General features: G+C 71.8%; 28 protein-coding genes. 14 read left to right on the top strand and 14 right to left on the bottom strand.

Features of this window, described 5'->3' with window-relative positions; all coding sequences use genetic code 11:
- Positions 1-4: 4 nt before the first annotated feature.
- The gene (locus tag ACZ3X1_RS12680) at positions 5-418 is read right to left on the bottom strand and encodes an ATP-binding protein (RefSeq protein WP_030012703.1); all 414 of its coding nucleotides are present in this window, start codon (positions 416-418) and stop codon (positions 5-7) included.
- A gap of 205 nt (positions 419-623) precedes the next feature.
- Positions 624-884: a UBP-type zinc finger domain-containing protein gene (locus tag ACZ3X1_RS12675; RefSeq protein WP_356815187.1), complete on the bottom strand. Its 261-nt coding sequence runs from the start codon at positions 882-884 to the stop codon at positions 624-626.
- 55 nt (positions 885-939) lie between these two features.
- Between ACZ3X1_RS12675 and ACZ3X1_RS12670 the strand changes: the two genes are divergently transcribed.
- The gene (locus tag ACZ3X1_RS12670; RefSeq protein WP_356815186.1) at positions 940-2,520 is read left to right on the top strand and encodes a Na+/H+ antiporter; all 1,581 of its coding nucleotides are present in this window, start codon (positions 940-942) and stop codon (positions 2,518-2,520) included.
- Positions 2,521-2,569: 49 nt separating this feature from the next.
- Here ACZ3X1_RS12670 and ACZ3X1_RS12665 read toward each other — a convergent pair whose 3' ends face one another.
- The 4 genes from ACZ3X1_RS12665 to ACZ3X1_RS12650 form a co-directional block, all read right to left on the bottom strand.
- Positions 2,570-3,463 (bottom strand): 1-aminocyclopropane-1-carboxylate deaminase/D-cysteine desulfhydrase, encoded by an 894-nt coding sequence (locus ACZ3X1_RS12665; RefSeq protein ID WP_356815185.1) that lies wholly within the window; start codon positions 3,461-3,463, stop codon positions 2,570-2,572.
- Between the two features lie 37 nt (positions 3,464-3,500).
- Positions 3,501-4,091, bottom strand: coding sequence for an N-acetylmuramoyl-L-alanine amidase (locus ACZ3X1_RS12660; RefSeq protein ID WP_356815184.1), 591 nt, complete (start codon positions 4,089-4,091; stop codon positions 3,501-3,503).
- A gap of 128 nt (positions 4,092-4,219) precedes the next feature.
- Positions 4,220-5,416: a globin domain-containing protein gene (locus tag ACZ3X1_RS12655; protein WP_467279198.1), complete on the bottom strand. Its 1,197-nt coding sequence runs from the start codon at positions 5,414-5,416 to the stop codon at positions 4,220-4,222.
- Positions 5,417-5,578: 162 nt separating this feature from the next.
- The gene (locus ACZ3X1_RS12650; RefSeq protein ID WP_467279196.1) at positions 5,579-6,034 is read right to left on the bottom strand and encodes an RrF2 family transcriptional regulator; all 456 of its coding nucleotides are present in this window, start codon (positions 6,032-6,034) and stop codon (positions 5,579-5,581) included.
- Between the two features lie 236 nt (positions 6,035-6,270).
- Here ACZ3X1_RS12650 and ACZ3X1_RS12645 point away from each other — a divergent pair, with 236 nt between their 5' ends.
- The 5 genes from ACZ3X1_RS12645 (at position 6,271) to ACZ3X1_RS12625 (ending at position 10,399) form a co-directional block, all read left to right on the top strand.
- Complete coding sequence (locus ACZ3X1_RS12645; RefSeq protein ID WP_467279193.1) at positions 6,271-7,677, top strand: family 2B encapsulin nanocompartment shell protein; 1,407 nt, start codon at positions 6,271-6,273, stop codon at positions 7,675-7,677.
- A complete protein-coding gene (locus tag ACZ3X1_RS12640; RefSeq protein ID WP_390077886.1) occupies positions 7,668-8,726 on the top strand; it encodes a family 2 encapsulin nanocompartment cargo protein polyprenyl transferase in 1,059 nt (352 codons plus the stop codon). The genes ACZ3X1_RS12645 and ACZ3X1_RS12640 overlap by 10 nt, the downstream gene beginning before the upstream one ends.
- Before the next feature lie 140 nt (positions 8,727-8,866).
- On the top strand, positions 8,867-9,460 hold the full coding sequence (locus ACZ3X1_RS12635; RefSeq protein ID WP_356815179.1) for a GNAT family N-acetyltransferase: 594 nt from the start codon (positions 8,867-8,869) through the stop codon (positions 9,458-9,460).
- 101 nt (positions 9,461-9,561) lie between these two features.
- Entirely contained in the window at positions 9,562-10,146 is a 585-nt protein-coding gene (locus ACZ3X1_RS12630) for a dihydrofolate reductase family protein (protein WP_356815178.1), read from the top strand.
- Positions 10,147-10,183: 37 nt separating this feature from the next.
- Positions 10,184-10,399, top strand: a complete 216-nt coding sequence (locus ACZ3X1_RS12625; RefSeq protein WP_362626161.1) for a hypothetical protein — start codon at positions 10,184-10,186, stop codon at positions 10,397-10,399.
- Between the two features lies 1 nt (position 10,400).
- Here the strand turns inward: ACZ3X1_RS12625 and snpA are convergent, their stop codons facing one another.
- Entirely contained in the window at positions 10,401-11,069 is a 669-nt protein-coding gene (gene snpA / locus ACZ3X1_RS12620) for a snapalysin (RefSeq protein WP_356815176.1), read from the bottom strand.
- A 210-nt stretch (positions 11,070-11,279) separates the two neighbouring features.
- Here snpA and ACZ3X1_RS12615 point away from each other — a divergent pair, with 210 nt between their 5' ends.
- Positions 11,280-12,215 (top strand): LysR family transcriptional regulator, encoded by a 936-nt coding sequence (locus ACZ3X1_RS12615; RefSeq protein ID WP_356815175.1) that lies wholly within the window; start codon positions 11,280-11,282, stop codon positions 12,213-12,215.
- A 103-nt stretch (positions 12,216-12,318) separates the two neighbouring features.
- On the opposite strand, the gene ACZ3X1_RS12610 is transcribed toward ACZ3X1_RS12615, so the two are convergent.
- Entirely contained in the window at positions 12,319-13,152 is an 834-nt protein-coding gene (locus ACZ3X1_RS12610) for a hypothetical protein (protein ID WP_467279181.1), read from the bottom strand.
- Between the two features lie 160 nt (positions 13,153-13,312).
- Between ACZ3X1_RS12610 and ACZ3X1_RS12605 the strand changes: the two genes are divergently transcribed.
- Both ACZ3X1_RS12605 and ACZ3X1_RS12600 read left to right on the top strand, forming a co-directional pair.
- Positions 13,313-14,254, top strand: coding sequence for a DUF4097 family beta strand repeat-containing protein (locus ACZ3X1_RS12605; RefSeq protein ID WP_467279177.1), 942 nt, complete (start codon positions 13,313-13,315; stop codon positions 14,252-14,254).
- Position 14,255: 1 nt separating this feature from the next.
- A complete protein-coding gene (locus ACZ3X1_RS12600; RefSeq protein WP_467279173.1) occupies positions 14,256-15,137 on the top strand; it encodes a PadR family transcriptional regulator in 882 nt (293 codons plus the stop codon).
- Between the two features lie 230 nt (positions 15,138-15,367).
- Here ACZ3X1_RS12600 and ACZ3X1_RS12595 read toward each other — a convergent pair whose 3' ends face one another.
- The 4 genes from ACZ3X1_RS12595 to ACZ3X1_RS12580 form a co-directional block, all read right to left on the bottom strand.
- Complete coding sequence (locus tag ACZ3X1_RS12595; protein WP_467279170.1) at positions 15,368-15,940, bottom strand: Clp protease N-terminal domain-containing protein; 573 nt, start codon at positions 15,938-15,940, stop codon at positions 15,368-15,370.
- Positions 15,940-16,149, bottom strand: coding sequence for a helix-turn-helix domain-containing protein (locus ACZ3X1_RS12590; protein WP_030013034.1), 210 nt, complete (start codon positions 16,147-16,149; stop codon positions 15,940-15,942). Before ACZ3X1_RS12590 ends, ACZ3X1_RS12595 begins: the two co-directional genes overlap by 1 nt.
- Positions 16,150-16,216: 67 nt before the next feature.
- On the bottom strand, positions 16,217-17,179 hold the full coding sequence (locus ACZ3X1_RS12585; protein ID WP_467279165.1) for a zinc-binding dehydrogenase: 963 nt from the start codon (positions 17,177-17,179) through the stop codon (positions 16,217-16,219).
- A 470-nt stretch (positions 17,180-17,649) separates the two neighbouring features.
- Positions 17,650-18,852 (bottom strand): NAD(P)-dependent malic enzyme, encoded by a 1,203-nt coding sequence (locus tag ACZ3X1_RS12580; protein ID WP_356815819.1) that lies wholly within the window; start codon positions 18,850-18,852, stop codon positions 17,650-17,652.
- A 526-nt stretch (positions 18,853-19,378) separates the two neighbouring features.
- Here ACZ3X1_RS12580 and ACZ3X1_RS12575 point away from each other — a divergent pair.
- The 3 genes from ACZ3X1_RS12575 to ACZ3X1_RS12565 are packed head-to-tail and all read left to right on the top strand — an operon-like array spanning position 19,379 to position 22,083.
- Positions 19,379-20,341, top strand: a complete 963-nt coding sequence (locus tag ACZ3X1_RS12575; protein ID WP_467279160.1) for an ABC transporter substrate-binding protein — start codon at positions 19,379-19,381, stop codon at positions 20,339-20,341.
- Between the two features lie 39 nt (positions 20,342-20,380).
- Complete coding sequence (locus ACZ3X1_RS12570) at positions 20,381-21,322, top strand: amino acid ABC transporter permease (RefSeq protein ID WP_467279158.1); 942 nt, start codon at positions 20,381-20,383, stop codon at positions 21,320-21,322.
- The gene (locus tag ACZ3X1_RS12565) at positions 21,322-22,083 is read left to right on the top strand and encodes an amino acid ABC transporter ATP-binding protein (RefSeq protein ID WP_356815816.1); all 762 of its coding nucleotides are present in this window, start codon (positions 21,322-21,324) and stop codon (positions 22,081-22,083) included. Before ACZ3X1_RS12570 ends, ACZ3X1_RS12565 begins: the two co-directional genes overlap by 1 nt.
- A gap of 106 nt (positions 22,084-22,189) precedes the next feature.
- On the opposite strand, the gene ACZ3X1_RS12560 is transcribed toward ACZ3X1_RS12565, so the two are convergent.
- Positions 22,190-23,008 carry a class I SAM-dependent methyltransferase gene (locus ACZ3X1_RS12560; RefSeq protein ID WP_467279155.1) on the bottom strand — a complete coding sequence of 273 codons (819 nt, stop codon included), beginning with the start codon at positions 23,006-23,008 and terminating at the stop codon, positions 22,190-22,192.
- Positions 23,009-23,090: 82 nt separating this feature from the next.
- Between ACZ3X1_RS12560 and ACZ3X1_RS12555 the strand changes: the two genes are divergently transcribed.
- A complete protein-coding gene (locus ACZ3X1_RS12555) occupies positions 23,091-23,720 on the top strand; it encodes a CGNR zinc finger domain-containing protein (protein ID WP_356815815.1) in 630 nt (209 codons plus the stop codon).
- Here ACZ3X1_RS12555 and sodX read toward each other — a convergent pair.
- Positions 23,624-24,046: a nickel-type superoxide dismutase maturation protease gene (gene sodX, locus ACZ3X1_RS12550; protein WP_356815814.1), complete on the bottom strand. Its 423-nt coding sequence runs from the start codon at positions 24,044-24,046 to the stop codon at positions 23,624-23,626. The two genes, ACZ3X1_RS12555 and sodX, sit on opposite strands and share 97 nt — an antisense overlap.
- A gap of 171 nt (positions 24,047-24,217) precedes the next feature.
- Between sodX and sodN the strand changes: the two genes are divergently transcribed.
- The gene (gene sodN, locus ACZ3X1_RS12545) at positions 24,218-24,613 is read left to right on the top strand and encodes a superoxide dismutase, Ni (protein ID WP_030036761.1); all 396 of its coding nucleotides are present in this window, start codon (positions 24,218-24,220) and stop codon (positions 24,611-24,613) included.
- Positions 24,614-24,741: the final 128 nt, after the last annotated feature.

Below are 24,741 nucleotides of genomic sequence, written 5' to 3'. Positions count from 1 at the left end.
CCGCTCACGCCGGGCCTGGCCCCGCGCCGCGTTGTTTGTAAAGGCTGATGCTCACCGTCCGGTTCTCCTCGACCGTGGCCTCGACCTTGCCGGCCAGTGCCGACAGGACCGTCCAGGCGAACGTGTCACGCTCCGGCGCGCGTCCGTCCGTGGTCGGTGCCGAGACGGTCACCTCCAGCGAATCGTCGATCAGCCGGAAGACGCAGCTGAGGACGGAGCCCGGCACGGCCTGCTGGAGCAGGATCGCGCAGGCCTCGTCCACCGCGATGCGGAGGTCCTCGATCTCGTCGAGGGTGAAGTCCAAACGTGCCGCGAGGCCGGCCGTGGCCGTCCGCAGCACCGACAGGTAGGCACCCGCAGCGGGCAGCCGGACTTCCACGAAGTCCTGAGTCCCGGGCTCGCCTGCGATCTGGGACACCCTCACCTCCAAGGTGGTACGAGCTCTTTTCGCCGGTGACGCTACCGCGATCCGGGCGATCGTGTCGCGGCACCCCTCGTGACGCCCGCTCTGAGCACCCTGCCCTGCGTCCAGTGACTGATGGTAAGCCCATGGGTACGCACAGTGGCTAGGGGTCTGCGGGGATCAAATCAGGGGAACCGGCGGAGGGTTGAACTACCCCGCCTCACACGATCGAACCGTCCACGAAACACCATCGCCAGGTCTCGCCCGGCTCGAAGCTCCGCATGACCGGATGACCGCTCTCGTGGTGGTGCGCCGTAGCGTGCCGGAAGGGCGAGGAATCGCAGCACGCCACGTGTCCGCAGCCCAGGCACATGCGCAGTTGCACCGGGTGGCTGCCGAGCGCCAGACATTCGGCGCAGGTCTGTGCAGACGGGACCGGCTCGGGGCGCGGCAGTTCGGCAACGTGGGTGCACTCGCTCATGATGGCCAGCGTACGGCCAGGGTGCGGGCGCGCGACGAAGGAGGACGGATCTTCGATGGACGTATTGCAGCTGGTGGCGCTGGTCGCGGGCAGCGCGGCCGTGGCGGGGCTCGCGCGGCGCACACCGGTGCCCGCGCCGCTCCTGCTCGTCGCCGCCGGGCTGGCGGCCTCGTACATCCCCGGCGTGCCCGCCTACACCCTCGACCCGCACATCGTCCTGCCGCTGCTGCTCCCGCCGCTGCTGTACACGGCCGCCGTGGACAGCTCGTACCTGGACCTGCGCGCCAACGTCCGGCCGATCGCGATGCTGTCGGTCGGCTACGTGCTCTTCGCGACCGTCGCCGTCGGGTACGCGGCGTACCTGGTGGTGCCCGGGCTGTCCCTGCCGGTGGCGCTGGTGCTGGGTGCGGTGATCGCGCCGCCCGACGCGGTCGCCGCGACGGCGATCGCCCGCAAGCTGCGGCTGCCGAACCGGCTGACGACCATCCTGCAGGGTGAGTCCCTGGTCAACGACGCCACCGCGATCACCGCGTACAAGGTGGCGCTGGCGGCGGCGGTCGGGGTCAGCGCCGGCTGGGCGGGCGGCATCGCGGAGTTCCTGCTGGCCTCGGTGGGCGGGATCGGCGTCGGCCTGCTGCTGATGGTGCCGATCCACCAGCTGCGCAAGCGGATGCGTGAGCCCCTGCTGCAGAACACCCTCTCGCTGCTGATCCCCTTCGTGGCGTACGCGGCGGCCGAGCGGGTGCACGCGTCCGGCGTGCTGGCCGTGGTCGTCGTCGCGCTGTACCTCGGGCACCGCAACTGGCAGGTCGACTTCGCCACCCGGCTCCAGGAGGAGGCGGTGTGGAAGATGGTCGCCTTCGTCCTGGAGTCGCTCGTCTTCGCGCTGATCGGCCTCCAGCTGCCGGTGGTCCTCAAGGGGCTGGGGGAGTACGAGGGCTCCGCCGCGGCCTGGTACGCGGTCGCGGTGTTCCTCGTGGTGGTGGTGGCCCGCTTCGTGTGGGTGTTCCCGGCGACGTTCGTACCGCGCTGGATGTCGCCTCGGATCCGGACGCGCGAGCCGGAGACCGACTGGAAGTCCCCGGTGATCGTGGGGTGGGCCGGGATGCGGGGGGTCGTCTCGCTGGCGATCGCCTTCTCCGTGCCGATCTCGGTGCCGCACCGGAACCTGATCCTCTTCCTGACCTTCACGACGGTCATCGGGACGCTGGTGGTGCAGGGCCTGACACTGCCGCCGCTGATCAGGGTGCTGAGGCTGCCGCCGAAGGACGTGCAGGCCGAGACGCTGGCGGAGGCGCAGGCGCAGAGCGAGGCCTCGCGGGCGGCGGAGGAACGGCTGGCGGAACTGCTGGAGGAACCGGAGAACGCCACGCTGCCGCCGCCGCTGGTGGACCGGCTGCGGACGGTGCTGGAGCGGCGGCGCAACGCGGTGTGGGAACGGCTGGGCGAGGTCAATCCGCTGACGGGGGAGTCCGCGGACGACATCTACCGGCGGCTCGCGGGGGAGATGATCGAGGCGGAGCGGGAGGTCTTCGTCGCGCTGCGGGACGGCCGGCGGATCGACGACGAGATGCTGCGGGTGCTGCTGCGCAGGCTGGACCTGGAGGAGGCGGCGGCGTACCGGGAGTCGACGTAGCCCGCCGGGGGCCCGGCGGTGTGGGCGGCGGTGCGGGCCGGCACCGCCCCTACGGGCGACCGGTGATGATCGCGGTGACGGTCGTGCCGGGCGGGAAGGCGCCGGTCTCGGTGAGGGCGGTCAGGGCCCAGAGGAGTTTGGCCACGTAGATCCGTTCCACCGGGAAGCCGTGGCGGGAGGCGAAGTCGGCGGCGAAGGACTCCAGGGCCGCCGGGACGCGGGCGTAGCCGCCGTGGTGGAAGTCCTCCGCCAGGGACCAGTCGCCGACCTGGCCGCCGTACGCCTCCGTCTGGAGGGAACGTATCTCCGCCGACAGGAAGCCGCCGGCCAGGACGGGGACGCCCAGCGCCCGCTGCCCGGGGGCGAGTCCCGCGGCCAGGCCCGCAAGGGTGCCGCCGGTGCCGCAGGCCACCGCCGCCACGTCGGTGACGCCGTGGAGCTCGCGCCCCAGCTCCGCGCAGCCCGCCAGGGCGAGGGCGTTGCTGCCGCCCTCGGGGACGACGTACGCCCCGCCCGCGCCCGCCTCGTCCAGCAGCGCGGCGAGTGCCTGCGGATCGGCCTTGGCCCGGTACCGGGACCGGGAGGCGAAGTGCAGCCGCATGCCGTCGGCCGCGCACCGGGCGAGGGAGTCGTTCAGGGGTCGGCCGGCCAGCTCGTCGCCCCGCACGATGCCGACCGTCCCCAGACCCAGCAGCCGCCCCGCGGCCGCGGTGGCCCGCAGGTGGTTCGAGTACGCCCCGCCGAAGGTGACGAGCCTTTCGTGCCCCGCATCCAGGGCCGCCCGCAGGTTCGGCGCGAGCTTGCGCCACTTGTTGCCGGGCAGCTCGGGATGGACGAGGTCGTCCCGCTTCAGCAGCAGCCGCACGCCGTGCCCGGCGAACCGCTCGTCCACCGCCTCGACGAGCGGAGACGGCGGCCGCGACTGCAGTTCGGGGTGGTCCACCAGGCCATTGTCCCCGGACAGGGCCTGGTGGGAGCGGTCACTTCAGGCGTTCCGCGATGCGGTCGCGGAGGGAGTGCATCGTGAAGCCGCGGGGGTCGACCTTGCCCGGCTGCCATTCGCGGTGGCCGATGACCGAGCGGGCCGTCCAGCGGTGGACCCGGCACAGGGCTGCCGCAGCACGGGCGATGGCGTCGATCTGGGCCGCGGGCCAGGGGTCCTCGCCGTCGCCGAGGTTCACGCACTCGAAGCCGTAGAAGTGGCGGTTGCCGTCCGTGGTCGCCTCGTTGTCCGGCGGGAGCCGCCGCTCCGCGATCACCGCCGCCAGTACGTCGGGGTCGCCGAGGCCCGCGTGGTTGGCGCGGCCGTAGCCGACCAGGTGGACGCGGCCGTCCTTCGCGATCACGCCGTGGCAGAGCGGTCCCGGGAGGGCGCTGTGGCCGTCGCGGCAGAGCTCGACGCTGTGGGCGGTGCCGCGCGTGACGGTGTGGTGGATCATCACCCCGTGCATCGGGCCCCAGGGCCCCTTGTGGTTGCGGTTGTGGGTGCGCCAGGCGCCGACCTCGACGACGGTCACGCCTTCGTTCCTCAGTGCGTTGATGAACCGGTCCGCGGACATGGGTGCGGCCATGGCCGCCTCCTTCGTTGCGGTGCGGGTCGGACACCCTGTGTGCCCGACCCATCACGCCAAGGTTTAGTGGAGGCCGGTCTTCCGCGGCTAGTGTTTTCGTACGGTGAGCGAGCCGATCCGGACAGGGCTCAAGCGGAAGCGAGCCACAGGTCGGGGCCGAACACCTCGTAGTGGATGTCGCTCGCCGACACGCCCTTGGCGATCAGCTGCTCGCGCACGGACCGCATGAAGGGCAGCGGCCCGCACAGATACGCCCTGGTGCCCGGGGCCACGCGGACGTCGGTCAGGTCCATGAGCCCCGTGCCGTCGCCCGGCTCCGCATCCTCCTCGTACCAGAAGCGGGCCGAGGCGTCGGCCAGCTTGTGGGTGAGGGCCCGGTGGTCGGCCCGCAGCGGGTGGTCGGCGGGGGAGCGGTCGGCGTGCAGCACCGTCACCGGGGCGGCGTGCCCGGTCTCGGCCAGGTGCTCCAGCATCGAGAGCATCGGCGTGCAGCCGATGCCCGCCGAGGCGAGCAGGACCGGGGCCCCGGAGTCCTCCAGGACCAGGTCCCCGTAAGGGGCGGAGACCCGCAGCGTGTCGCCGGACCGGACGCGGGCGTGCAGGTGGTTGGAGACCTCGCCGTCGGGGCCCCCGGCGGCCGGGCCGTGGACCCGCTTCACGGTGATCGCGCGGACCGGGGAGCCGGGTGAGGAGGAGAGGCTGTACTGGCGGATCTGGCGGGCTCCGTCGGGGAGTTCGACCTGGACGGAGACGTACTGGCCGGGCAGGTGCGCGGGTGCGGGGGCGCCGTCGGCGGGGGCGATGCGGAAGGTGGCGCAGTCGGCCGTCTCCTCCGACCGGCCGGTCACGGTCCACTCGCGCCATACGTCGCCGGCGGCGATCCGGTGTCCGGCGTAGAGGCGCTCCTCGATGGCCGCGAGGGCGTTCGCCATCAGCCAGTAGACCTCGTCCCAGGCCTGGGCGACCTCGGGCGTGACGGCCTCGCCGAGGATTTCGGCGATCGCGGCGAAGAGGTGCCGGTGGACGACCGTGTACTGCTCGCGGGTGACGCCGAGGCTGGCGTGCTTGTGCGCGATACGGCCGAGCATCACGTCGGGGCGGGTCTCCGGGTGCTCGACGAGGTGGGTCGCGAAGGCGGCGATGGAACCGGCGAGCGCCCGCTTCTGCAGGCCCGCGTTCTGGTTGCCCCGGTTGAAGAGGTCGCGGAGCAGCTCAGGGTGGGCCGCGAAGAGCTTCGCGTAGAAGAGCTCCGTTATGTCGCCGATGGCCGCTCCGACGGCGGGCAGGGTGGCTCGGACGGTCTCGGTCGACTGCTCGGACAGCATGTGGAACTCCTCGCGTGGTGGAACCGGTCCATTAATTGGCATCTTAGATGCGCATTTTTGATCGCAGCGGCCCGCCATGGTGCGGACTTCTGTTCGAACTACCGTCGGGGTGAGGCTATGGGGCCCGAGGGGTAGTGGTAACCGGCCATTGGGCCCGGACGGTCAGGGACCTTCGTCCCTCGTGGGCGCCCGGCTCGAAATGCCCAGGAGGAGCGGGCCGGTCGGGGCCGCCACCAGGTCGTTCACCGTCAGCGGGTCCAGTGCGGCGAAGAACGCCTCCTGGGCCCGGCGCAGCGCGCCGCGCAGCACGCACGCCCCGCGCAGCGGGCAGGGTGTGGTGCCGTCGCAGTCCACGACGTCGCCGGCGCCCTCCAGTTCGCGTACCACCGCGCCCACCGAGGCGGCCCGTCCGGCGCCGGTCAGGGCGAGCCCTCCGCCGCGGCCGCGCCGCGCCTCGACCAGGCCGAGATGCTGCAGCCTGGCGACCACTTTGGCCGTGTGGGAGTACGGGACCTCCATCGTCGCCGCCACGTCGCGCGTGGTCGGCAGGTCCGTCTCCTCGACGGCCAGGCGCATCAGGGTGCGCAGGGCCAGGTCGGTGAATCGCGTCAACCGCATGGGGTCACCGTAGAAAATTCGCATCCCGCATACAAATTAAGGCCCGGCCGCGATCACGGCTTGGCCGAAAACAACGGGTGCCGCGGGCCTCGCGCGGCCCGTGGGCGGGGAGTTCGATCCGAGAGAGTGCCCCGTCCCCGGAGGGAGTAGTCCCACCCTTTTGTGTAATGGTCCCATCACGTGGCGTGCTGAAAGGCTGCTCCCGCAGATCCATGGAGTGATCGAAAGGGATAGACATGTCGGTCCAGGCAGGTTCCGAGTCCGAGGCCCAGACACCGCAGCGCAGTCTGGGGACGGCCGCCGCACGGAACTTGGCAACCACGACCAAGTCCGCGCCGCAGATGCAGGAGATCACTTCCCGGTGGCTGCTGAAGATGCTGCCGTGGGTGTCGGTGCAGGGCGGCACCTACCGGGTGAACCGGCGGCTGAGCTACTCGGTCGGCAACGGCATCGTGGAGTTCGTCAAGACCGGCACCCAGGTGCAGGTGATCCCCGCCGAGCTCGGCGAACTCCCGCTGCTGCGCGACTACGAGGCTCTCGACGTCCTCGGTGAACTCGCCCAGCGCTGCCGGCAGATCGACTTCGAGGCCGGCCAGGAGCTGACCTCCTTCGGCAGCCCCTCGGACGAGGTCTTCCTGCTCGCGCACGGCCGCATCGACCAGATCGGCCCCGGCCCCTACGGGGACGACGCCGTCCTGCGGACCGTCGCCGACGGCGCCTACTTCGGCGAGGACGCGCTCGTCGATGAAGAATCGATTTGGGAGTACACCGCCCGCGCCGCCACCCCCGGCACCGCGCTCGCCCTGTCCCGCCAGGACTTCCAGCTGCTGGCCGACCGGGTCCCCTCGCTGCGCGAGCACCTGGACCGCGTACGCTCCATGCCCGCCCAGCGCACCAACAAGTACGGCGAGGCGGAGATCGACCTCTCGGCCGGCCACCAGGGCGAGGCCGTGCTCCCCGGCACCTTCGTGGACTACGAGGCCCGCCCGCGCGAGTACGAGCTCTCCATCGCCCAGACGGTCCTGCGGGTGCACACGCGCGTCGCCGACCTCTACAACCAGCCCATGAACCAGACCGAGCAGCAGCTGCGGCTCACGGTCGAGGCGCTGCGCGAGCGCCAGGAGCACGAGATGCTCAACAACCGCGACTTCGGCCTGCTCCACAACGCCGACTACGACCAGCGCATCCAGCCGCACGACGGCGGCCCCGGCCCGGACGACATGGACCAGCTGCTCAGCATGCGGCGCGGCTCCAAGCTCTTCCTGGCGCACCCCAAGGCCATCGCCGCCTTCGGCCGCGAGTGCAACAAGCGCGGGATCCACCCGGGAAGCGTGGACGTCGACGGCACCCGCGTGACCACCTGGCGCGGGGTGCCGATCTTCCCGAGCAACAAGATCCCGATCAGCGACGCCCGCACCACCTCCATCCTGTGCATGCGCACCGGCGAGGACGAACAGGGCGTGATCGGCCTGCACCAGCCGGGCATCCCGGACGAGATCGAGCCGAGCCTGTCGGTCCGTTTCATGGGGATCAGCGAGCAGGCGATCATCTCGTACCTGGTCACCGCGTACTTCTCCGCCGCGGTGCTGGTGCCGGACGCGATCGGCGTGCTGGAGAACGTCGAGATCGGCCGCTGGCGCTGAGCGAGGTGAACGTGATCGCGACCGGTGAGGGCCAGGAGGCCGCGGCCCTGCTGGAACGTACGAGAGAAACGGTCAACCCCGAACTGCGCCGCACCGTCGAGAGCCTGCCGGGTGGGATGCGGCGCGTGGCGATGTACCACTTCGGCTGGGAGCACGCGGACGGCACCCCGGCCGGGGGCGGCACCGGCAAGGCCATCCGGCCGGCCCTGGTGCTGGCCGCCGCCCGGGCCCTGCAGGGGCCGGGCGGCGGCCCGGTCGACCACGCCGTGCGGGCAGCCGTCGCCGTGGAGCTGGCGCACAACTTCACGCTGCTCCACGACGACGTCATCGACAAGGACGTCCGCCGGCGCGGCCGGGCCACCGCGTGGACCGTGTTCGGGACACCGGACGCGATCATCACGGGCGACGCCATGATGGCGCTCGCGCTGCGACTGCTCGCGGAAGACCCGCACCCCGCCGCCGCGGCGGCCTCGTCCCGGCTCTCGACCTGCACCATCGAGCTGTGTGCGGGCCAGCAGGCCGACTGCGCCTTCGAGCAGCGTCCGGCCGTGTCGCTCGACGAGTGTCTGACCATGGCCACGGCCAAGACGGGGGCGCTGCTGGGCTGCGCGTGCGCGCTGGGCGCGCTGTACGCGGGGGCAGGACCGGACGAGGTCGACGCCATGGACGCCTTCGGCCGGGAGGCGGGCCTGGCCTTCCAGCTGATCGACGACCTGATCGGCATCTGGGGGGACCCCGGGCACACAGGCAAGTCCGCCGGAGCCGATCTGATCGCCCGCAAGAAGTCCCTGCCGGTCGTGGCCGCCCTCACCTCGGGCACCGGGGCGGGCGAGGAGCTGGCCGAGCTGTACGCGGGTCCCATGACCGGGGACGACGTGCTCAGGGCGGCCGACGCGGTGGACCGGGCCGGCGGCCGCGACTGGGCGCAGGCCCACGCCGCGGACCGGATGGGCCGGGCGGTCCAGCAGCTGTCCCGGGCCGTTCCGGACCTCGGGGCGGCGGGCGGGCTGCTGGCGCTGGCGGAGTTCGTGACGCGCCGTACGAGGTGAGTGCCCGGCGCCATGGCGCCTGGCGCTGCGGGGGGAGGCCCGTTCCGGTACCGCACGGTGCCGGAACGGGCCTTACCGCGTCGGTGCGCCAACTCTAGGATCGCTGACGGTTGTTGACACGTGAGCGAAGGGTGTGACCAGTGGCGCTGGAGATACGTCAGGCGGATCAGTCGGACCGGGACGCGGTGGCGGGGCTGCTCGACGAGGCCTTCCGCACCGACCCGGTGAGCAGCTGGGTCTTCCCCGACCCGGAGCACCGGGCCGCCGTGCACGGAAGGTTCCTGGGCGTCTTCGTGGACGTCGCGCTGGCCGAGGGCCGGATCGACTACGCCGTGGACGGCTCGGCTGCGGCGCTGTGGCTGCGGATCCCCGCGGGCGAGCCGGAGGGCGAGGACGAGGTGCCGGCGAGGATGCGGGCCGTGGCCGACCCGGACAACGAGCGGTGCGAGCTGGTCGGGCGGCTGACGGGCGCGGTGCACCCGACCTCGGAGGAGCACGAGTACCTGCTGATGATCGCGGTCGCCCCGGGCCGGCAGGGGGAGGGGCTGGGCACCGAGCTGATGCGGCCGGTGCTGGAGCGCTGCGACCGCGAGGGCGTGCCGGCGTACCTGGAGGCGAGCAGTGAGCGCAGCAAGGGCCTGTACGAGCGGCTCGGCTGGGAGTGCACCGGTGAGGCGGTACGGCTGCCGGACGGGCCCCTGATGTGGCCGATGTGGCGCAAGCCGAGGGGCTGAGCCGTCCCCAGGAGGAACGAGGGCTTGCGTGACCACTTCAGGTGAAGTACTTTACTCGTCGTGCCCCGGTGCGGTGGCACTGTCGGACGGAAGAGAATCGCTTGCGCAAGCTCACGTACTTCATCGCCACCACCGTCGACGGGTTCATCGGTGCCCCGGACGGCGACGGCGACTTCTTCTACAGCCACGTGGACCACGAGTTCACCGAGTACCTCAAGGCCGAGTACCCGGAGACCATCGCCGCCCTCGGCCGCGAGCACCTCGGCATCGCCGCCCTGCCTCCGAAGCGCTTCGACGCGGTCCTCATGGGGCGGCGCACCTACGAGCCGGGCCTCAAGGCCGGCATGACCAGCCCCTACGGCCACCTGCCCGAGCAGTACGTCGTCTCGCGCTCCCTCGCCACTGCGCCCGACCCGCAGGTCCGGCTGATCAGCGGGGACCTGGCGGCCAGGGTCCGTGAGCTCAAGGCCCGCGACGGCCTCGGCATCTGGCTCTGCGGCGGCGCCGATCTCGCCACCCAGCTGATCGACGAGATCGACGAGTTCGTCGTCAAGACCTACCCGGTCTTCGCGGGCACCGGCATGCCGATGTCCCGGGCCGGCTTCGGCGTGCGCCCCCTGGAGCTGACCGGGGTCACGACCCTCGGCGGAGGCCAGATCGTCAGCACCTACGTCCGCAAGGTCTGACCCGACGAACGTGCGAAAACCGGCCTACCGTGGAGGTATGGCCGGTGAAGAGCAGCACGCGCACGCGAGGGTGGCCCCGCAGGCCGGGCACGAACAGCAGACGTGCCCGGCGTGCGGGCGCCGCGTCGACACGGTGGTCAGGCGGCGCAAGTCCCTCGGGGTCTTCGTCCCGGTGTGGAGCCGGGGTCCCTGTCGGAACCCCGACTGCACGGAATACGCGGACGAGGAGCACGAGGAGCACGAGGAGCGGTGACTCAGCCCGTGGGCGCGAGCTCCTTCGTGCCCAGGCCGGAGGCGAAGCCGTTGGCCCACAGCTGGTTGACGCGCGCCCGCTCGGCGGAGTTCGGGGTGGCGTTCTGGCACGAGGTGCCCGGGCCTCCGCCCGACATCAGCTCGCTGCACGGGCCCGAGTAGTGGTCCGGCAGGCCCAGCACGTGGCCGGTCTCGTGCGAGGTCACCCGGGTGGAGTTGTACTGCTGGTTCTGCCGGTAGTCGAGGAAGATGTAGCCCCGGCCGTGCCCGTCGGTGCTCGCGTACGAGCCGCGCGAGTCGTTGCCCTCGCGGTATGAGAAGTTCCCGCCGGAGGACACCTCCTGCAGCTTCACGTTGCTCACGGAGCTGTTCCAGATGCGGGTGGAGTTGGCTATCTGGGTACGGAAGCTCGGCGCGTTGCGGGTGTTGTACGTGACGGTGACGGCGAGGGCGCCCGGATTCGCGGCGCGCTGCTCGGCGACCGAGCGCTGCACGGCCTCGAAGAAGGCCCGGTTGGCGGCCTCGTTCTCCGGCGAACGCTCGTACGCGGCGAAGCTCGCGGCATTGCCGACGGGGGCGGGTGCGGCGGCGGCGGTGGGGACGGCGCCGAGGGTGGCGGCGAGACCGATGCCGACGGCGGTCGCCAGCACGGCCTTACGGGAGTGGCGCATGTGGGGGAGCTCCTACTCATCCGGTGCGGTGGGGGGTGGGTCTTTCGGTACCGGAGTCTGCGGGAGCGGAACTGGCCCGCGGATGATGTCACTGGCCGATAGCGCCGGCCTATCGGGAAGATTTCGACAGCCCAACTAGCGTGAGAATGGCGGGATTCGGGGGGCTATCGGTGGCTGGTGCGGTCCACGGGCCCGGCCTACCCTCGGGGCATGGAGCTTGAGGTCAGGCACCTGCGCGCGCTGTGCGCCATCGCCGACGCCGGCAGTCTGCACAAGGCGGCCCGGCAACTCGGCGTGAGCCAGCCCTCGTTGACGACCCAGTTGCGCCGGATCGAACGGGCCCTGGACGGCGAGCTGTTCCTGCGCGAGCGGACCGGCTGCCGGCCCACCCCTTTCGGTCGCACCGTACTGGGCCGGGCCCGGCCGCTTCTCGCCGACATGGCCGCCCTGGTGGCGGAGGCCCGTGCGCAGGCCCACGGCCCGCGGCTGCGCATCGGATCGACGGCCAGCAGGGCCCTGCCGGGGTGGCTGCGCCGGCTGCACCGGCGACTGCCGGACACCGAGACCTCGCTCCTGGTGGACGTCTCCGCGAACGCGCTGCTCAGGATGGTCGCGGCGGGGCAGCTGGACGTGGCGTTCGTGCACGAGGTGGAGGGCAGCCCGCTGCGGGTGCCCGAGGGGCTCCAGACGCACGTGCTGATGGAGCGCGAGCCGCAGTTCGTCTCGATGCCGAGGGATCACCCCGCGGCGGGGCAGGAGATCGTCTCCTTACGGGACCTGGCCGCCGACCGCTGGGCGGTCGACCCGTCGGTCGACGGTGAATGGGACGGCCTGCGCCGGGTCTTCGCCGGGGCCGGGCTCGACCCGCCGGTACTGCACACCGACTACCACACGGCGACCTCGCTGATCATCTCCGGCGAGGCGGTCGCCCCGTGCCAGCCCACCTCCGGGCCGCGCGAGGACATGGCGATCCGGCCGCTGTGCGGGGACCCCCTCGCCGTGCGGCTGCTGCTGGCCACCCGTCCCGGCGCGCACGCCGAGGTCTACGAGGACCTCCGCGAGGCCTACCGCGAGGCCGCCCTGCGCACACCTCCGTACCGGGCGTGGCTGCACCACCACGCGAGCCCCCTGCTGGAGGCGGCCTGAACCCTGCGGACAGGGCGGGCTCGTCAAGATCCGAAAGACACGCCCTGGGTCGTGTCGTCGAACTCCCGTATGGCCGGCGGCCCCGCCCTTCAGGCGGCCGACGCTACTTTGACGACACTCCCCAGCGGCGCGCGCGTGCCCCGTCGTAGGCCAGTGAGAGGGTCCCCCGGGCCAGCAGGAGGGCGCCCGCCGCGGCGCACGCCGGGCTCCGGCGCCGGGCCGCCCACACCAGCAGCGGAGCCCCCGCCGCGACCTGGGCCGCGCCCAGCAGCCGGGCCTTCGGGCCGTGGAGCCAGGGGCCCAGCGGGCCCGCCTCCACCGCGTCGAGCCGGGCCCGCACGGCGTCGCGCCGGCCCGACCACTCCACCGTCTCGACGCCGGGCGCCTCCCGGGCCGCGCCCCGCAGCCGGTCGGCCGGTTCGCCCGGCGTCAGCCCGGGCGGCAGGGCCAGCCCGGCGCGCGTCAGCAGCGCGACCAGCCCGCGCAGCCGGGTCCCGCCGTCCACGTCCGGCCCGGGGTCGGGGCGGGTGAGCCGCTCCAGCTCCTCCCGGACCAGTACGGGATCCAGTCCGAGCCGCGCCGCCAGGGTCCGCATCGCGTCGGGCTCGCCCGCCGGCCGTCCGGCCGCGTCCCATTCCTGGGCGACGGTCCGCCGGAAGCCGCCGGCCAGCGAGAAGCCGGCACGGCCGCCCTCCCACCACAGACCCAGCACGGGCCAGTCGGTGCCGACCGCGATCGCCGAGCCCCAGCCGGAGAACACCTCGGCCACGCTCTGCCCGCCGCCCAGCCACGGCTTGTCCTCGGGAACGAGCACGGTCCAGTCGCCCGCCGGGGCGAGCAGCAGGCGCACGCGCAGCAGGTGCGCGGGGGAGCGGGCGGCGAGCGGTGCGGTGCGGCAGAGCAGCATCCCGCCGACCGGGGTCCTGGAAATTGACATGCTCACACACTAAGGCAAAACGCCCCCAAATGGCGGATTTCGGTAGCACTGCGACCCCACTCTTGACTTCACAAACCCGCGATATATCGTGTTCTGGAGAAGACGCGATATGTTGCGTGCGTCGAGCCCGATCCGTGAACGCACGAGGAGGATCAGCACCATGGCAGAGCAGTCGTCCCAGCCGTCGCGGTCGACGTGGCACTTCGCAGAACCGCAGAAGCTCATCTTCGAGGCGCCGGTGACCGAGCTCCGCGTGCGCGTCGTCAGCGGAACGGTGAACGTGGTCGCCGCCGAGTCGGGCCCGGCCCGCCTGGAGGTGACCGAGGTCGACGGACCGCCGCTGTACGTCGTGCAGGAGGACGGCGTCCTCACCGTCTCCTACGAGGACCTGCCCTGGAACGGCTCCCAGGGCCTCAAGCAGTGGTTCGAGGACAAGCCCTGGAAGGCCTGGTCCGGTTCCTCCTCCCGCCGCAAGGCGTGGGAGCGCCGCGCGGCGGTGACCCTCACCGTGCCGGCCGCCACCCGCGTCCACGTGGCCACGGTCGACGCCACCGCGTTCGTCTCCGGCATCTCCGCCGCCACCGACGTCAAGGGGGTCTCCGGTGACGCCACGCTCGTCGCACTGTCCGGCCGGGTCAAGGCGCACACCGTCTCGGGCAGCGTCGAGGCCCAGTCCGTCACCGGCGACCTCGGCTTCCACTCCGTCTCCGGCGGCCTGACCGTCGTCGACGGCGCGGGCGTGAGCGTGCGGGCCGACTCGGTCAGCGGCGACATGCTGATCGACCTCGACCCCGGCCCGGGCGCAGCGCGCCCCGTGGACATCGCCCTCAACTCCGTCTCCGGCGAGGTCGCGATCCGCCTCCCGCACCCCGCTGACGCCCGCGTCGAGGCCAACACCGCCACCGGCGGCGTCTCCAACGCCTTCGAGGACCTGCGCGTCTCCGGCCAGCTCGGCACCAAGCGGATCACCGGCACGCTCGGGTCAGGCGCCGGCACCCTGCGGGCCACCACGGTCTCCGGGGCCATCGCGCTGCTGCGCCGCCCGCAGGCCGACGCCGACGCCCCCGCCGCTCCGCTCCCGCTCGACAAGAAGGTGCTCTGACATGCCGCCCGTCTTCGCCCACGGCCGCCTCCGCCTCTACCTCCTCAAACTGCTCGACGAGGCGCCGCGCCACGGGTACGAGGTGATCCGCCTGCTGGAGGAGCGCTTCCAGGGCCTCTACGCCCCCTCCGCGGGCACGGTGTACCCGCGCCTGTCCAAGTTGGAGGCGGAGGGCCTGGTCACCTACGCCACCGAGGGCGGGCGCAAGGTGTACTCCATCACCGAGGCGGGCCGCGCCGAACTGGCCGACCGCAGCGGTGAGCTGGCGGACCTGGAGCTGGAGATCCGCGACTCGGTCACCGAACTGGCCGCCGAGATCCGCAGCGACGTCCGGGGCGCGGCGGGGGACCTGCGGCGCGAGATGCGGGCGGCGGCCTCCGCGTCGGCGACCCAGGTGGGCGAGGACGACTCCTGGCAGGCGGCCAAGGAGGAGCTGCGCAAGGCCAGGCAGGAGTGGAAGGAACAGGCCCGCCGGGCGAAGGACGAGAGCCGCCGGGCCCGTGAGGAGGCGCAGGCGGCTCGCCGCCAGGCGAAGGAGGCCCAGGACCGGGCCCGCGAGGAGGTCCAGCGCATCGCGGGCCAGCTCCAGGAGCAGTTCGCCAAGTCCGGCGGCGTGCTGGGCAGTCTGGCCGGAGCCTGGCTCGGCGGCGCGCACGGCTCGGGCGCGGACCGGCCGTCGGGCCAGCCGTCGGGCTGGGCCGGGGACCTGTCGGCCACCGGTGACCCGGCGCGGGACCTGGACCGGCTGCTGGACCGCTTCCGCGACGAGGTGCGGGACGCTGCGCGGGACCACGGGGTGACCGCGGCCCGGGTGGCCGAGGCCCGCGACCACCTCGCGGCCGCCGCTGCCCGTCTGGGAGCGACGTTCGGCTCCAGGCCCTAACCGGCCCCCGCCACCCCTGCCGGGGCGCCGCCCCGGACCCCCCGACGCCGGCGGGGCCGGCACGGCGCCGCCGCCCTGTCGAGGTTCCTCCTGCCGGGGCGCGGCCCGGACCCGCGCCGGGGATGCCGTTGAGACCGGAATGGTGCCGCGCGGCGAAGAGGCCAGAGGTCGGGGCGCCGCCCCCGGATCCCGCGCCTCAAACGCCGGCGGGGCCGGCACGGCGCCGGCGGCTACGCCGCCAGGGTCGCTTCCGCCGCCGTGTAGGTGATGCCGTGGTCCGTCAGGACCTCGGAGGGCGTGCCGGGGCGGGAGAGCAGGGCCAGGAGGAGGTGCAGGGTGCCGATGTGGTTGTCCTTGCGGCCCAGGGCGATGCGGAGGGACTGCTCCAGGACCTTCTTGGAGCCCTTGGTGAAGGGGACGTGGTGGTGGCCGCCGCGATCGTCCGGCTGCGTACGTCCCAGGGCCGAGCGGAGCGAGGCGCCCAGGGTCCGCGGGCGCGGCGCGGGGGCCGCGAGGACGCCTTCGCCGTGGGCCTCCTCGACCCGGGAGACGATCTCGGTGAGGTCGATGCCGAGTCCGGCCAGCGCCTCCTCGTCCGCCCGGGACATCCCGCCCCGGCGGCGGGCCGCCGCGAGGTCGGCGGCCACCGCCGCGCGGTCGACTCCGAGGGGGTCCAGGGCGCCCAGGGCCAACAGGGACAGCAGCAGGTGCTCCTCGGTGACCGTGGCGGCTCCGGCCTGCCGGGCCTCGGCCACCGCCCCGGTCACGGTGGACCGGGCGTCGCGGGTGAAGCGTTCGAACATCAGAGCCTCCCGTACTTCTTGTGCACGGCCTGCCGGCTCACGCCCAGCTCGGCCGCGATCTCCTGCCAGGACCACCCCTGCGCGCGGGCGCTGCGTACCTGCACGGCCTCCAGCTGCTCCAGCAGTCTGCGGAGGGCGGCCACGGCACGCAGGCCCACGCGTGGGTCCCGGTCACCTGCCCGTTCGGCGAGATCGGTCGCTTCCGTCATGCGTGTCAATGTAGGTTGACGCGGGAGGAATGTCAACCCCGGTTGACATCGGGCCGGGCCCCGGAGGTCAGGGCTTGAGGACGATCTTGCCGAAGAGGTCGCCCGACGCGAGCTTCTCGAACGCCTCCCTCGCCCGGTCCAGCGGCAGCACCTCGTCGATCACCGGCCGCAGCCCGGTCGTGGCGCAGAAGGCGAGGAGGTCCTCCAGCTCGTCCTTCGAGCCCATGGTCGAGCCCACGACCTTCAGCTCCAGGAAGAAGATCCGGGTCAGCTCGGCGTGCGCCGGGCGGTCGCCGCTCGTGGCGCCGGAGATCACCAGGGTGCCGCCGGGGCGCAGGGACTTCACCGAATGGGACCAGGTGGCCGCGCCCACGGTCTCGATCACCGCGTCCACCCGCTGCGGCAGCCGAGCGCCCGGCTCGAACGCCTCCACCGCGCCGAGCTCCACGGCCCGCTTGCGCTTGGCCTCGTCGCGGCTGGTGGCGTAGACCCGCAGGCCCGCCGCCTTGCCGAGGGCGATCGCGGCGGTCGCGACACCGCCGCCGGCGCCCTGGACCAGGACGGAGTCCCCGGGGCGGACCCCGGCGTTGGTGAAGAGCATCCGGTAGGCCGTCAGCCAGGCCGTCGGAAGGCAGGCGGCCTCCTCGAAGGACAGCTCGGCGGGCTTGCGCAGGACGTTCCAGGCGGGGACGGTCACCTGCTCGGCGAAGGTCCCCTGGTAGCGCTCGGTGAGGATGGAGCGGGGCTCGTCCGGCCCGACCCCATGGCCGCTCTGGCCGATCACGGAATGCAGGACGACCTCGTTGCCGTCCTGGTCGGTCCCGGCCGCGTCGCAGCCGAGGATCATCGGGAGGCTCTCCTCGCCGAGGCCGACCCCGCGCAGCGACCACAGGTCGTGGTGGTTGAGGGAGGCGGCCTTGACGTTCACGGTCACCCAGCCGGGGCGGGCCTGCGGGGCGGGGCGATCGCCCAGCACAAGGCCGTTCAGCGGCTGGTCACGGTCGATTCGGGCGGCATAGGCAGCGAACATGCCGCGACGCTACCGCTCGGTAGCCCGCGCAACCACCCCCGTTCCCGTCACACGGCCGCCCGGTCGATCGAGTCCTCGTACGCCGAGAGGGGCTGCTGCCCATGACGAGGCGCCGCGGACGGCGGCCCGACCCACCGCTGCCCGGCGACGCTCCGGGCACAGGGCACCAACGACGCCCGCCGCGTCCTGGACCACCTCATCGAGCACCCGGCGCGCAGGTCACCTCCGCGGAGCTGGACCAGCAGGTGCTCGGCGCCCCGCCCGCGAGGTGAATCCGCACTCATCTCACCTAGTGGGAGCAGGAGGTGGGCGTCGGGGCCCGCTACGCGCTCCGGCCGTCCGTCGCCGCCGTCTTCCCGGCGGCGCGGATCCGGCTCGACCGGGGCGCCGGCCCGAGCCGAAGCGTTTACGCGAGGAGGCCCGGCCGGAGTGGATCCGGTCGGGCCTCCTCGCGCACTGCCGGGTCTCGGTCAGACCAGGCGGGCCACGCCGTCCGCCTTCGCGGCGGCGGCGACCGCCGCGGCCACGGCCGTCGCGACGCGCTCGTCGAACGGCGACGGGATCACGTAGTCGGCGGCGAGCTCGTCACCCACGACGCCGGCGATGGCGTCGGCGGCGGCGATCTTCATGCCCTCGGTGATCCGGGTGGCGCGCACCTTGAAGGCACCCGCGAAGATGCCCGGGAACGCCAGCACGTTGTTGATCTGGTTCGGGAAGTCCGAACGGCCCGTGGCCACGACCGCCGCGTACTTGTGCGCGACGTCCGGGTGGACCTCCGGGGTCGGGTTGGCCATGGCGAAGACGAACGCGTCCTTCGCCATGGTCGCCACCGCCTCCTCGGCGACGGAGCCGCCGGAGACGCCGATGAACACGTCCGCGCCGGACAGGGCCTGCTCCAGCGAGCCGGTCTGGCCCGTCTTGTTGGTCAGGGCCGCGATCTCCGCCTTGACGTCCGTCAGGTCGGAGCGGTCGGCGGACACGACGCCCTTGCGGTCGGTGACGCAGACGTCGCCGATGCCCGCGTCGACCAGGATCTTGGCGATGGCGATGCCCGCCGCGCCCGCGCCCGCGATCACGGCGCGCAGGTCGCCGAGGGTGCGACCGGTGAGCTTCGCGGCGTTGCGCAGCGCGGCCAGCGTCACGATGGCCGTGCCGTGCTGGTCGTCGTGGAAGATCGGGATGTCCAGCGCCTCCTGGAGGCGCCGCTCGATCTCGAAGCAGCGGGGCGCGGAGATGTCCTCCAGGTTCACCCCGCCGAAGGACGGCGCCAGACGGATGACCGTCTCGACGATCTCGTCCGTGTCCTTGGTGGCGAGCGCGATCGGAACCGCGTCCACACCACCGAACTGCTTGAAGAGGATGGCCTTGCCCTCCATCACGGGGAGGGAGGCTTCCGGGCCGATGTCACCGAGGCCGAGCACGGCCGTACCGTCGGTGACGACGGCGACCACGTTCGACTTCCAGGTGTACTCGTTCACCAGCTCCGGCTGCTCGGCGATGGCGGTGCACACCTTCGCCACGCCCGGGGTGTACGCCAGGGACAGGTCGTCCTTGTCATTGACCGGAACCGTGGCCTGGATGGCCATCTTGCCGCCCCGGTGCAGTGCGAACACCGCGTCGGGGTTGTTGTCCGTCGCACTGTCGCTGCGAGGGTTGACGATCTCCGCTGCCACTTCGTGTGACCCCTTAATTCCTTTTGTTCGTTGAGGGTGGCCACTCCTGGTTAAGGGGTGGGCGGGCACCGCGTCCGTACTCCGCATCGACGGTTGGCCCGTCTCCGCGAAGGGGAGGTTCGTACGCGCGGGCGCGCCGCACGCGCGCCCTGAGCCCCGGATGAGGGGTGTAAGGATCTGTTCTACCCGAAGAACGCTCGCTCAGACGAGTCGATTCCGGCTCAACCGTAGGTCACTTGCCCGTCTTTTGGCGAAAAGTCCAAACCTTGCCGTCCGGTGGGCGAGACGCTCCGGAGAAACTGCGCCTAAAAGGCCTGGTCACAGCAGTATCTGCGGCCTTGAACCCCCTTCCCCGCAGTCCTGTTGGCCTACCCCGGGCGCCCGTTATGCGATTTTGACCTGACGGGCAGCCTGAATGTCTCAGTCCGAATGGCAAGATGCCGTAATCACACAAGGTCGCGACACTCGATGGTGCGTGTCCGACCGTTTTTCGATGCTTTTCCACCCCTGTCGGAGGAACGAAGCCATGACCGCAAGCACCACCCGTCGTACGACCGCCGCCCGGTCCCGGATCGCCGCGGTCGGCGCGATCGCGGTCGCCGGCGCCCTGATCCTCACCGGCTGTGGCGACCAGACCGACAAAGCGACCTCGACCCCGTCGGGTGCGGCGAACAACAGCAGCGCGCCGCTCTTCTCGAAGCTCCCGAAGAAGATCCAGGACGCCGGTGTGATCAAGGTCGGCACCGACGCGACCTACGCGCCGATGGAGTTCACCGAGGGCGGCAAGATCGTCGGCGTCGACCCCGACGTCGCGGCGGCCCTGAGCAAGCAGCTCGGCGTCCAGTTCAAGTTCGAGTCGGGCACCTTCGACACGCTGATCGGCAGCATGCAGACCGGCCGCAGCGACCTGGTCATGTCCTCCCTCACCGACACCAAGGCCCGTCAGGAGGGCCTGGACGACAAGGGCGCCAAGACCGGTGCCGGTGTCGACTTCGTCGACTACTTCTCCGCCTCGACCGGCATCCTGGTCAAGAAGGGCAACCCGGAGGGCATCAAGACCCTCGACGACCTGTGCGGCAAGACGGTCGCCGTGCAGCGCGGCACCACGTACGAGGACTCCGCGAAGACCCAGGCCGAGAAGTGCAAGACGGACGGCAAGGGCGAGCTGAAGATCGAGTCCTTCCCGACCGACGCCGAGGCCCAGACCCGCGTGAAGGCCGGTGGCGCCGCCGCCGACCTGAACGACTCCCCGGTCGCCGCGTACATCGCGCAGACCGCCGGCGGCGGCAACGACTTCGAGGCCATCGCCAACCCGACCGACGCCGGCCTCTTCGGCATCGCGGTGGACAAGAAGAACACCGAGCTGCGTGACGCGCTCAAGGAAGCCCTCGACGCGATCATCAAGGACGGCACCTACAAGGCCGCCCTGGACAAGTGGAACGCTGGTTCCGGCGCCGTGACCGAGGCCAAGATCAACGCCGGTTCCTGACCTCCGCGTACCACCGCAGCACACTGAAGGGCAGTCACTGTGACTGACAAGCTCGACAAGGACCCGGGTCCGGCGGACACCCCGCCGGCCGGGGCCGTACCCCCCGAGGCGATCCGTGCCATCCCGGTCCGCCACTACGGCCGCTGGATCAGTGCCGTGGTCGTCATCGGTCTGGTCGGGGCGCTCATCGTCGCCTTCTCCCAGGGCAACGTGCGCTGGGAGACCGTGCCGGAGAAGCTGTTCGACCCCTCGATCCTGCGAGGAGTCGTCAACACGATCTGGATCAGCGTCACCGCCATGGCCCTGGGCCTGGCGCTCGGCGTCCTGTTCGCCGTCATGCGCCTCTCGAAGAACCCGGTGACCAGCACCATCGCCTGGTTCTACATCTGGCTCTTCCGCGGCACCCCGGTGTACGTGCAGCTCCTCATCTGGTTCAACCTCGCCCTGATCTTCCCGATCCTGAACCTCGGGTTCTACAAGGACGAGATGACCCAGGTCATGACGCCGTTCCTGGCGGCGCTGCTGGGTCTCGGCCTCAACGAGGGCGCCTACATGGCGGAGATCGTCCGTGCCGGCATCCAGTCGGTCGACGAGGGCCAGACCGAGGCCTCGCACGCGCTGGGCATGACCCGGACGCAGACCATGCGCCGCGTCGTCCTGCCGCAGGCCATGCGGGTGATCGTGCCGCCGACGGGCAACGAGTTCATCAACATGCTCAAGACCTCGTCGCTGGTCGTGGCCGTGCAGTACTTCGACCTGCTGCGCGCGGCCCAGGACATCGCCTCGACCTCGTTCGCGGTGATGGAGATGTTCTTCGTCGCCTCGATCTGGTACCTCGCCCTGACCAGCGTGTTCAGCGTCGGCCAGTACTACCTGGAGCGCCGCTACGCCCGCGGTGCGCTCCGTTCGCTGCCGCCGACGCCGCTGCAGAAGATCAAGGCGAAGCTGTCCAGCTTCTCGAACAGCAAGGCGGTGGCCTGATGACTGCCATGGTGAAGGCCGAGGGCGTCCACAAGTCCTACGGTGCGGCGCACATCCTCAAGGGCATCGACCTGGAGGTCGCCCCGCGTGAGGTCTTCTGCCTGGTCGGCCCGTCCGGCTCCGGCAAGTCGACGTTCCTGCGGTGCATCAACCACCTGGAGCAGATCAACGCCGGCCGGCTGTACGTCGACGGGGACCTCGTCGGCTACCGCCAGAAGGGCGACAAGCTCTACGAGCTCAAGGACAGCGAGGTCGCGGCGCAGCGCCGGGACATCGGCATGGTCTTCCAACGCTTCAACCTGTTCCCGCACATGACGGCCATAGAGAACGTCATGGAAGCCCCCGTCATGGTCAAGGGCGAGTCCAAGGCGGTGGCGCGCGAGCGGGCCGTCCGGCTGCTGGACCGGGTCGGCCTGGGGGACAAGGGCGGGAACTACCCCACCCAGCTCTCCGGCGGCCAGCAGCAGCGTGTGGCGATCGCCCGCGCGCTGGCCATGGAGCCGAAGCTGATGCTCTTCGACGAGCCCACCTCCGCCCTCGACCCGGAGCTGGTCGGTGACGTCCTGGACGTCATGCGAGACCTCGCCGACTCGGGCATGACCATGATCGTGGTCACGCACGAGATGGGCTTCGCCCGCGAGGTCGGCGACAACCTCGTCTTCATGGACGGCGGCGTCGTCGTGGAGTCGGGCCACCCGCGCGACGTCCTGGGCAACCCCCAGCACGACCGGACGAAGGCATTCCTCTCCAAGGTGCTGTAGTCGGCGGCGCCGGGCGCCGCACGTGGACACGGCCGAGGGGCGGTACGGGAATCCGTACCGCCCCTCGGCCTTTCCGCCACTGTTCTTCCCGGGTCCTCCGGATTCCCTACTTCAGACCTAGGACCAGTGCGTCCGAGGGCGAGCGCCAGACCGTACGGGCCTCCGCGAAACCCGCGGCGCGCAGCGCCTCGGCGTGCCAGGCCGCGGAGGGGGTGTCGCCGTCGGCGTGCTCCCCGTAGATCTCGAAGCGGCGGGCGGTGGGCTCGGCCAGCGCCGGCTCGGCGGCGGCCAAGGCCCACCACTCGCGCCAGTCCACCGCCCCGGCCGTCTTGGCCCGGTCCATGCCGGCGTGCCGGTGGGCGCGCTCGGCGGCGTTGATGCGCGGGGTGGCCGGGTCGGGCATGTGGTCGGCGTTCATGAACACCCCGCCGGGGGCCAGCAGCGGGGCGAGCTGCCCGTACAGCACGGCCAGCTCCTCGCTGTGCAGCCAGTGCAGGGCGGTGGCGGTCAGGACCGCGTCGTAGGTGGCGTGGGGGAGGGCCGCACGCCAGTCGGGGTCCTTGAGGTCGGCGGTCACGAAGGTGACCCGCTCGTCGTCGGCGAAGTGGCCCCTGGCGATGGTCAACAGCGCGGGGTCGAGATCGACGCCCGTACTGGTGGCTCCCGGGAACCGCTTGAGGACGCGGTCCGTAATACTTCCCGTACCGCATGCGAGATCCAGCACCCGGGGGGTGGGTCCCACCAGTGCCTCGACCATGTCCAGCATCACCCGGAACCGCTCCTCGCGGTCGGGCATGTACCACTCCTGCTGGCGGTCCCAGCTGTCCTGCCAGGCCTGCCAGTCGGTACCGGTCCGTCCCGCGTCGGCCGTGTCGGTCGTGTCCGCCGTGTCCGCCGTGTCCGCCGTGTCCGTCGCATCCGCCATCCCGAACCCCTCCCTACGTAATACCCTCGAAGACGTCTCAGCCGTTACGAGAGACATTAATCCGCAGCCGTAAGGACTACAAGTGGAACTGGCCCATTACTCGGACTTCGCCGTGCGCCTGGTCAACACCGAGGAGCCGGCCCGCAACAAGGACGTGCTCACTTCGGTGGACGCCGTCCGCGCCCTGTTCGGCGCCAGCCAGCAGATGGCCCGCCGCGTCACGGACACCGACATCACCCGCTTCCGCAACGTCCGCGGCCGGCTGCGGGCCGTCTTCGAGGCCGCTGACGGCGGCGACCACGTCCTCGCGGTCGACCTGCTGAACTCGCTGCTCATGGAGTTCCCGGTCAGCCCCCAGGTCTCCGGCCACCAGACCCTCGACGACGACGGCCGCCCCGACTGGCACATCCACCTCGCCGAACACCCCTCCAACGCCTCGGCCGGCTACGCCGCCATGGCCGCCATGGGTCTGGCCTTCGCCCTCACCGAGCACGGCCCCGACCGCCTCGGCCTGTGCCAGGCCGCGCCCTGCCGCAACGCCTACCTCGACACCTCCACCAACCGCTCCCGGCGCTACTGCTCCGACCGCTGCGCCACCCGGGCGAACGTGGCCGCCTACCGCGCGCGCAAGCGCCTGGAGGCCGAGGCGTCGGCCCGCAGCACGCGCAGCGACGAGGCCGCCCAGGACAACCGGGCCCTCAGCGAGCGCTGATCCTCCTCGCGCGGCCGGAACCGCAGGACCGCCGTCGCCAGCACCAGCTCGCCGGGCACCGGCCCGTAGTCGGTGCTGTCGCCGGTCTCGTTGTACGGGTTGTCGCCGAGCACCCACCACGAGCCGCCGGGCCGCCGCTCCACCGCGCGCTTGACCACGAGCAGGTCCTGCTGGAAGGGGTGGCGCAGCACCACGATGTCGCCCGGCCGGACGGCGGCCCCGTACCGGACCACGAGCCGGTCTCCGTCCAGCAGCGTGGGCACCATCGACGGGCCCGTCACCTCCACCACCTCGAACCGCCTGCGCGGGCGCGCGTTCTCCACCATGCGTGTCCTCCTCGTCCCTCCCGCATGCTGCCGCACGGTCCCGTACATTCGCTCACCGGTCCGGCCGTGACCCTGGACTTTTGTCCTAAGCCCATGGGGGCGCCCGCGAAATCCGGTTCCCCAGCGAGTAATGTCCCCCTTGAGAAGACGATCACGAGGAGGACAAACTCCATGCTTTCCCGCCTCTTCGCCCCCAAGGCGAAGGTCTCCGCCCACTGCGACCTGCCGTGTGGCGTGTACGACCCTGCCCAGGCCCGCATCGAGGCCGAGTCCGTCAAGGCCGTCCAGGAGAAGTACCAGGCCAACGACGACGCCGACTTCCGCGCGCGCGCCATCACCATCAAGGAGCAGCGCGCCGAGCTCGCCAAGCACCACGTCTCGGTGCTGTGGAGCGACTACTTCAAGCCGCCGCACTTCGAGAAGTACCCGCAGCTGCACACCCTGGTCAACGACACCCTGAAGGCCCTCTCGGCCGCCAAGGCGTCGAACGACCCGGCGACCGGTCAGAAGGCCCTCGACCTCATCGCCGAGATCGACCGCATCTTCTGGGAGACCAAGGCCGCCTGAGCCTCCCTGCCATGCGCAGAGGGGCGCGGCCGCGGGCGCGGGCGGGGCCCGCGGGGGGGGAAGTACGAGGGGTGATCTGCAGGCGGGCGGCCGCGGCCGACGGGGCCGGGGGCGACCCCCCCGGCCCG

Source organism: Streptomyces sp. NPDC023541, from assembly GCF_055559995.1.
This window is presented reverse-complemented; position numbering and strand designations above follow the sequence as displayed.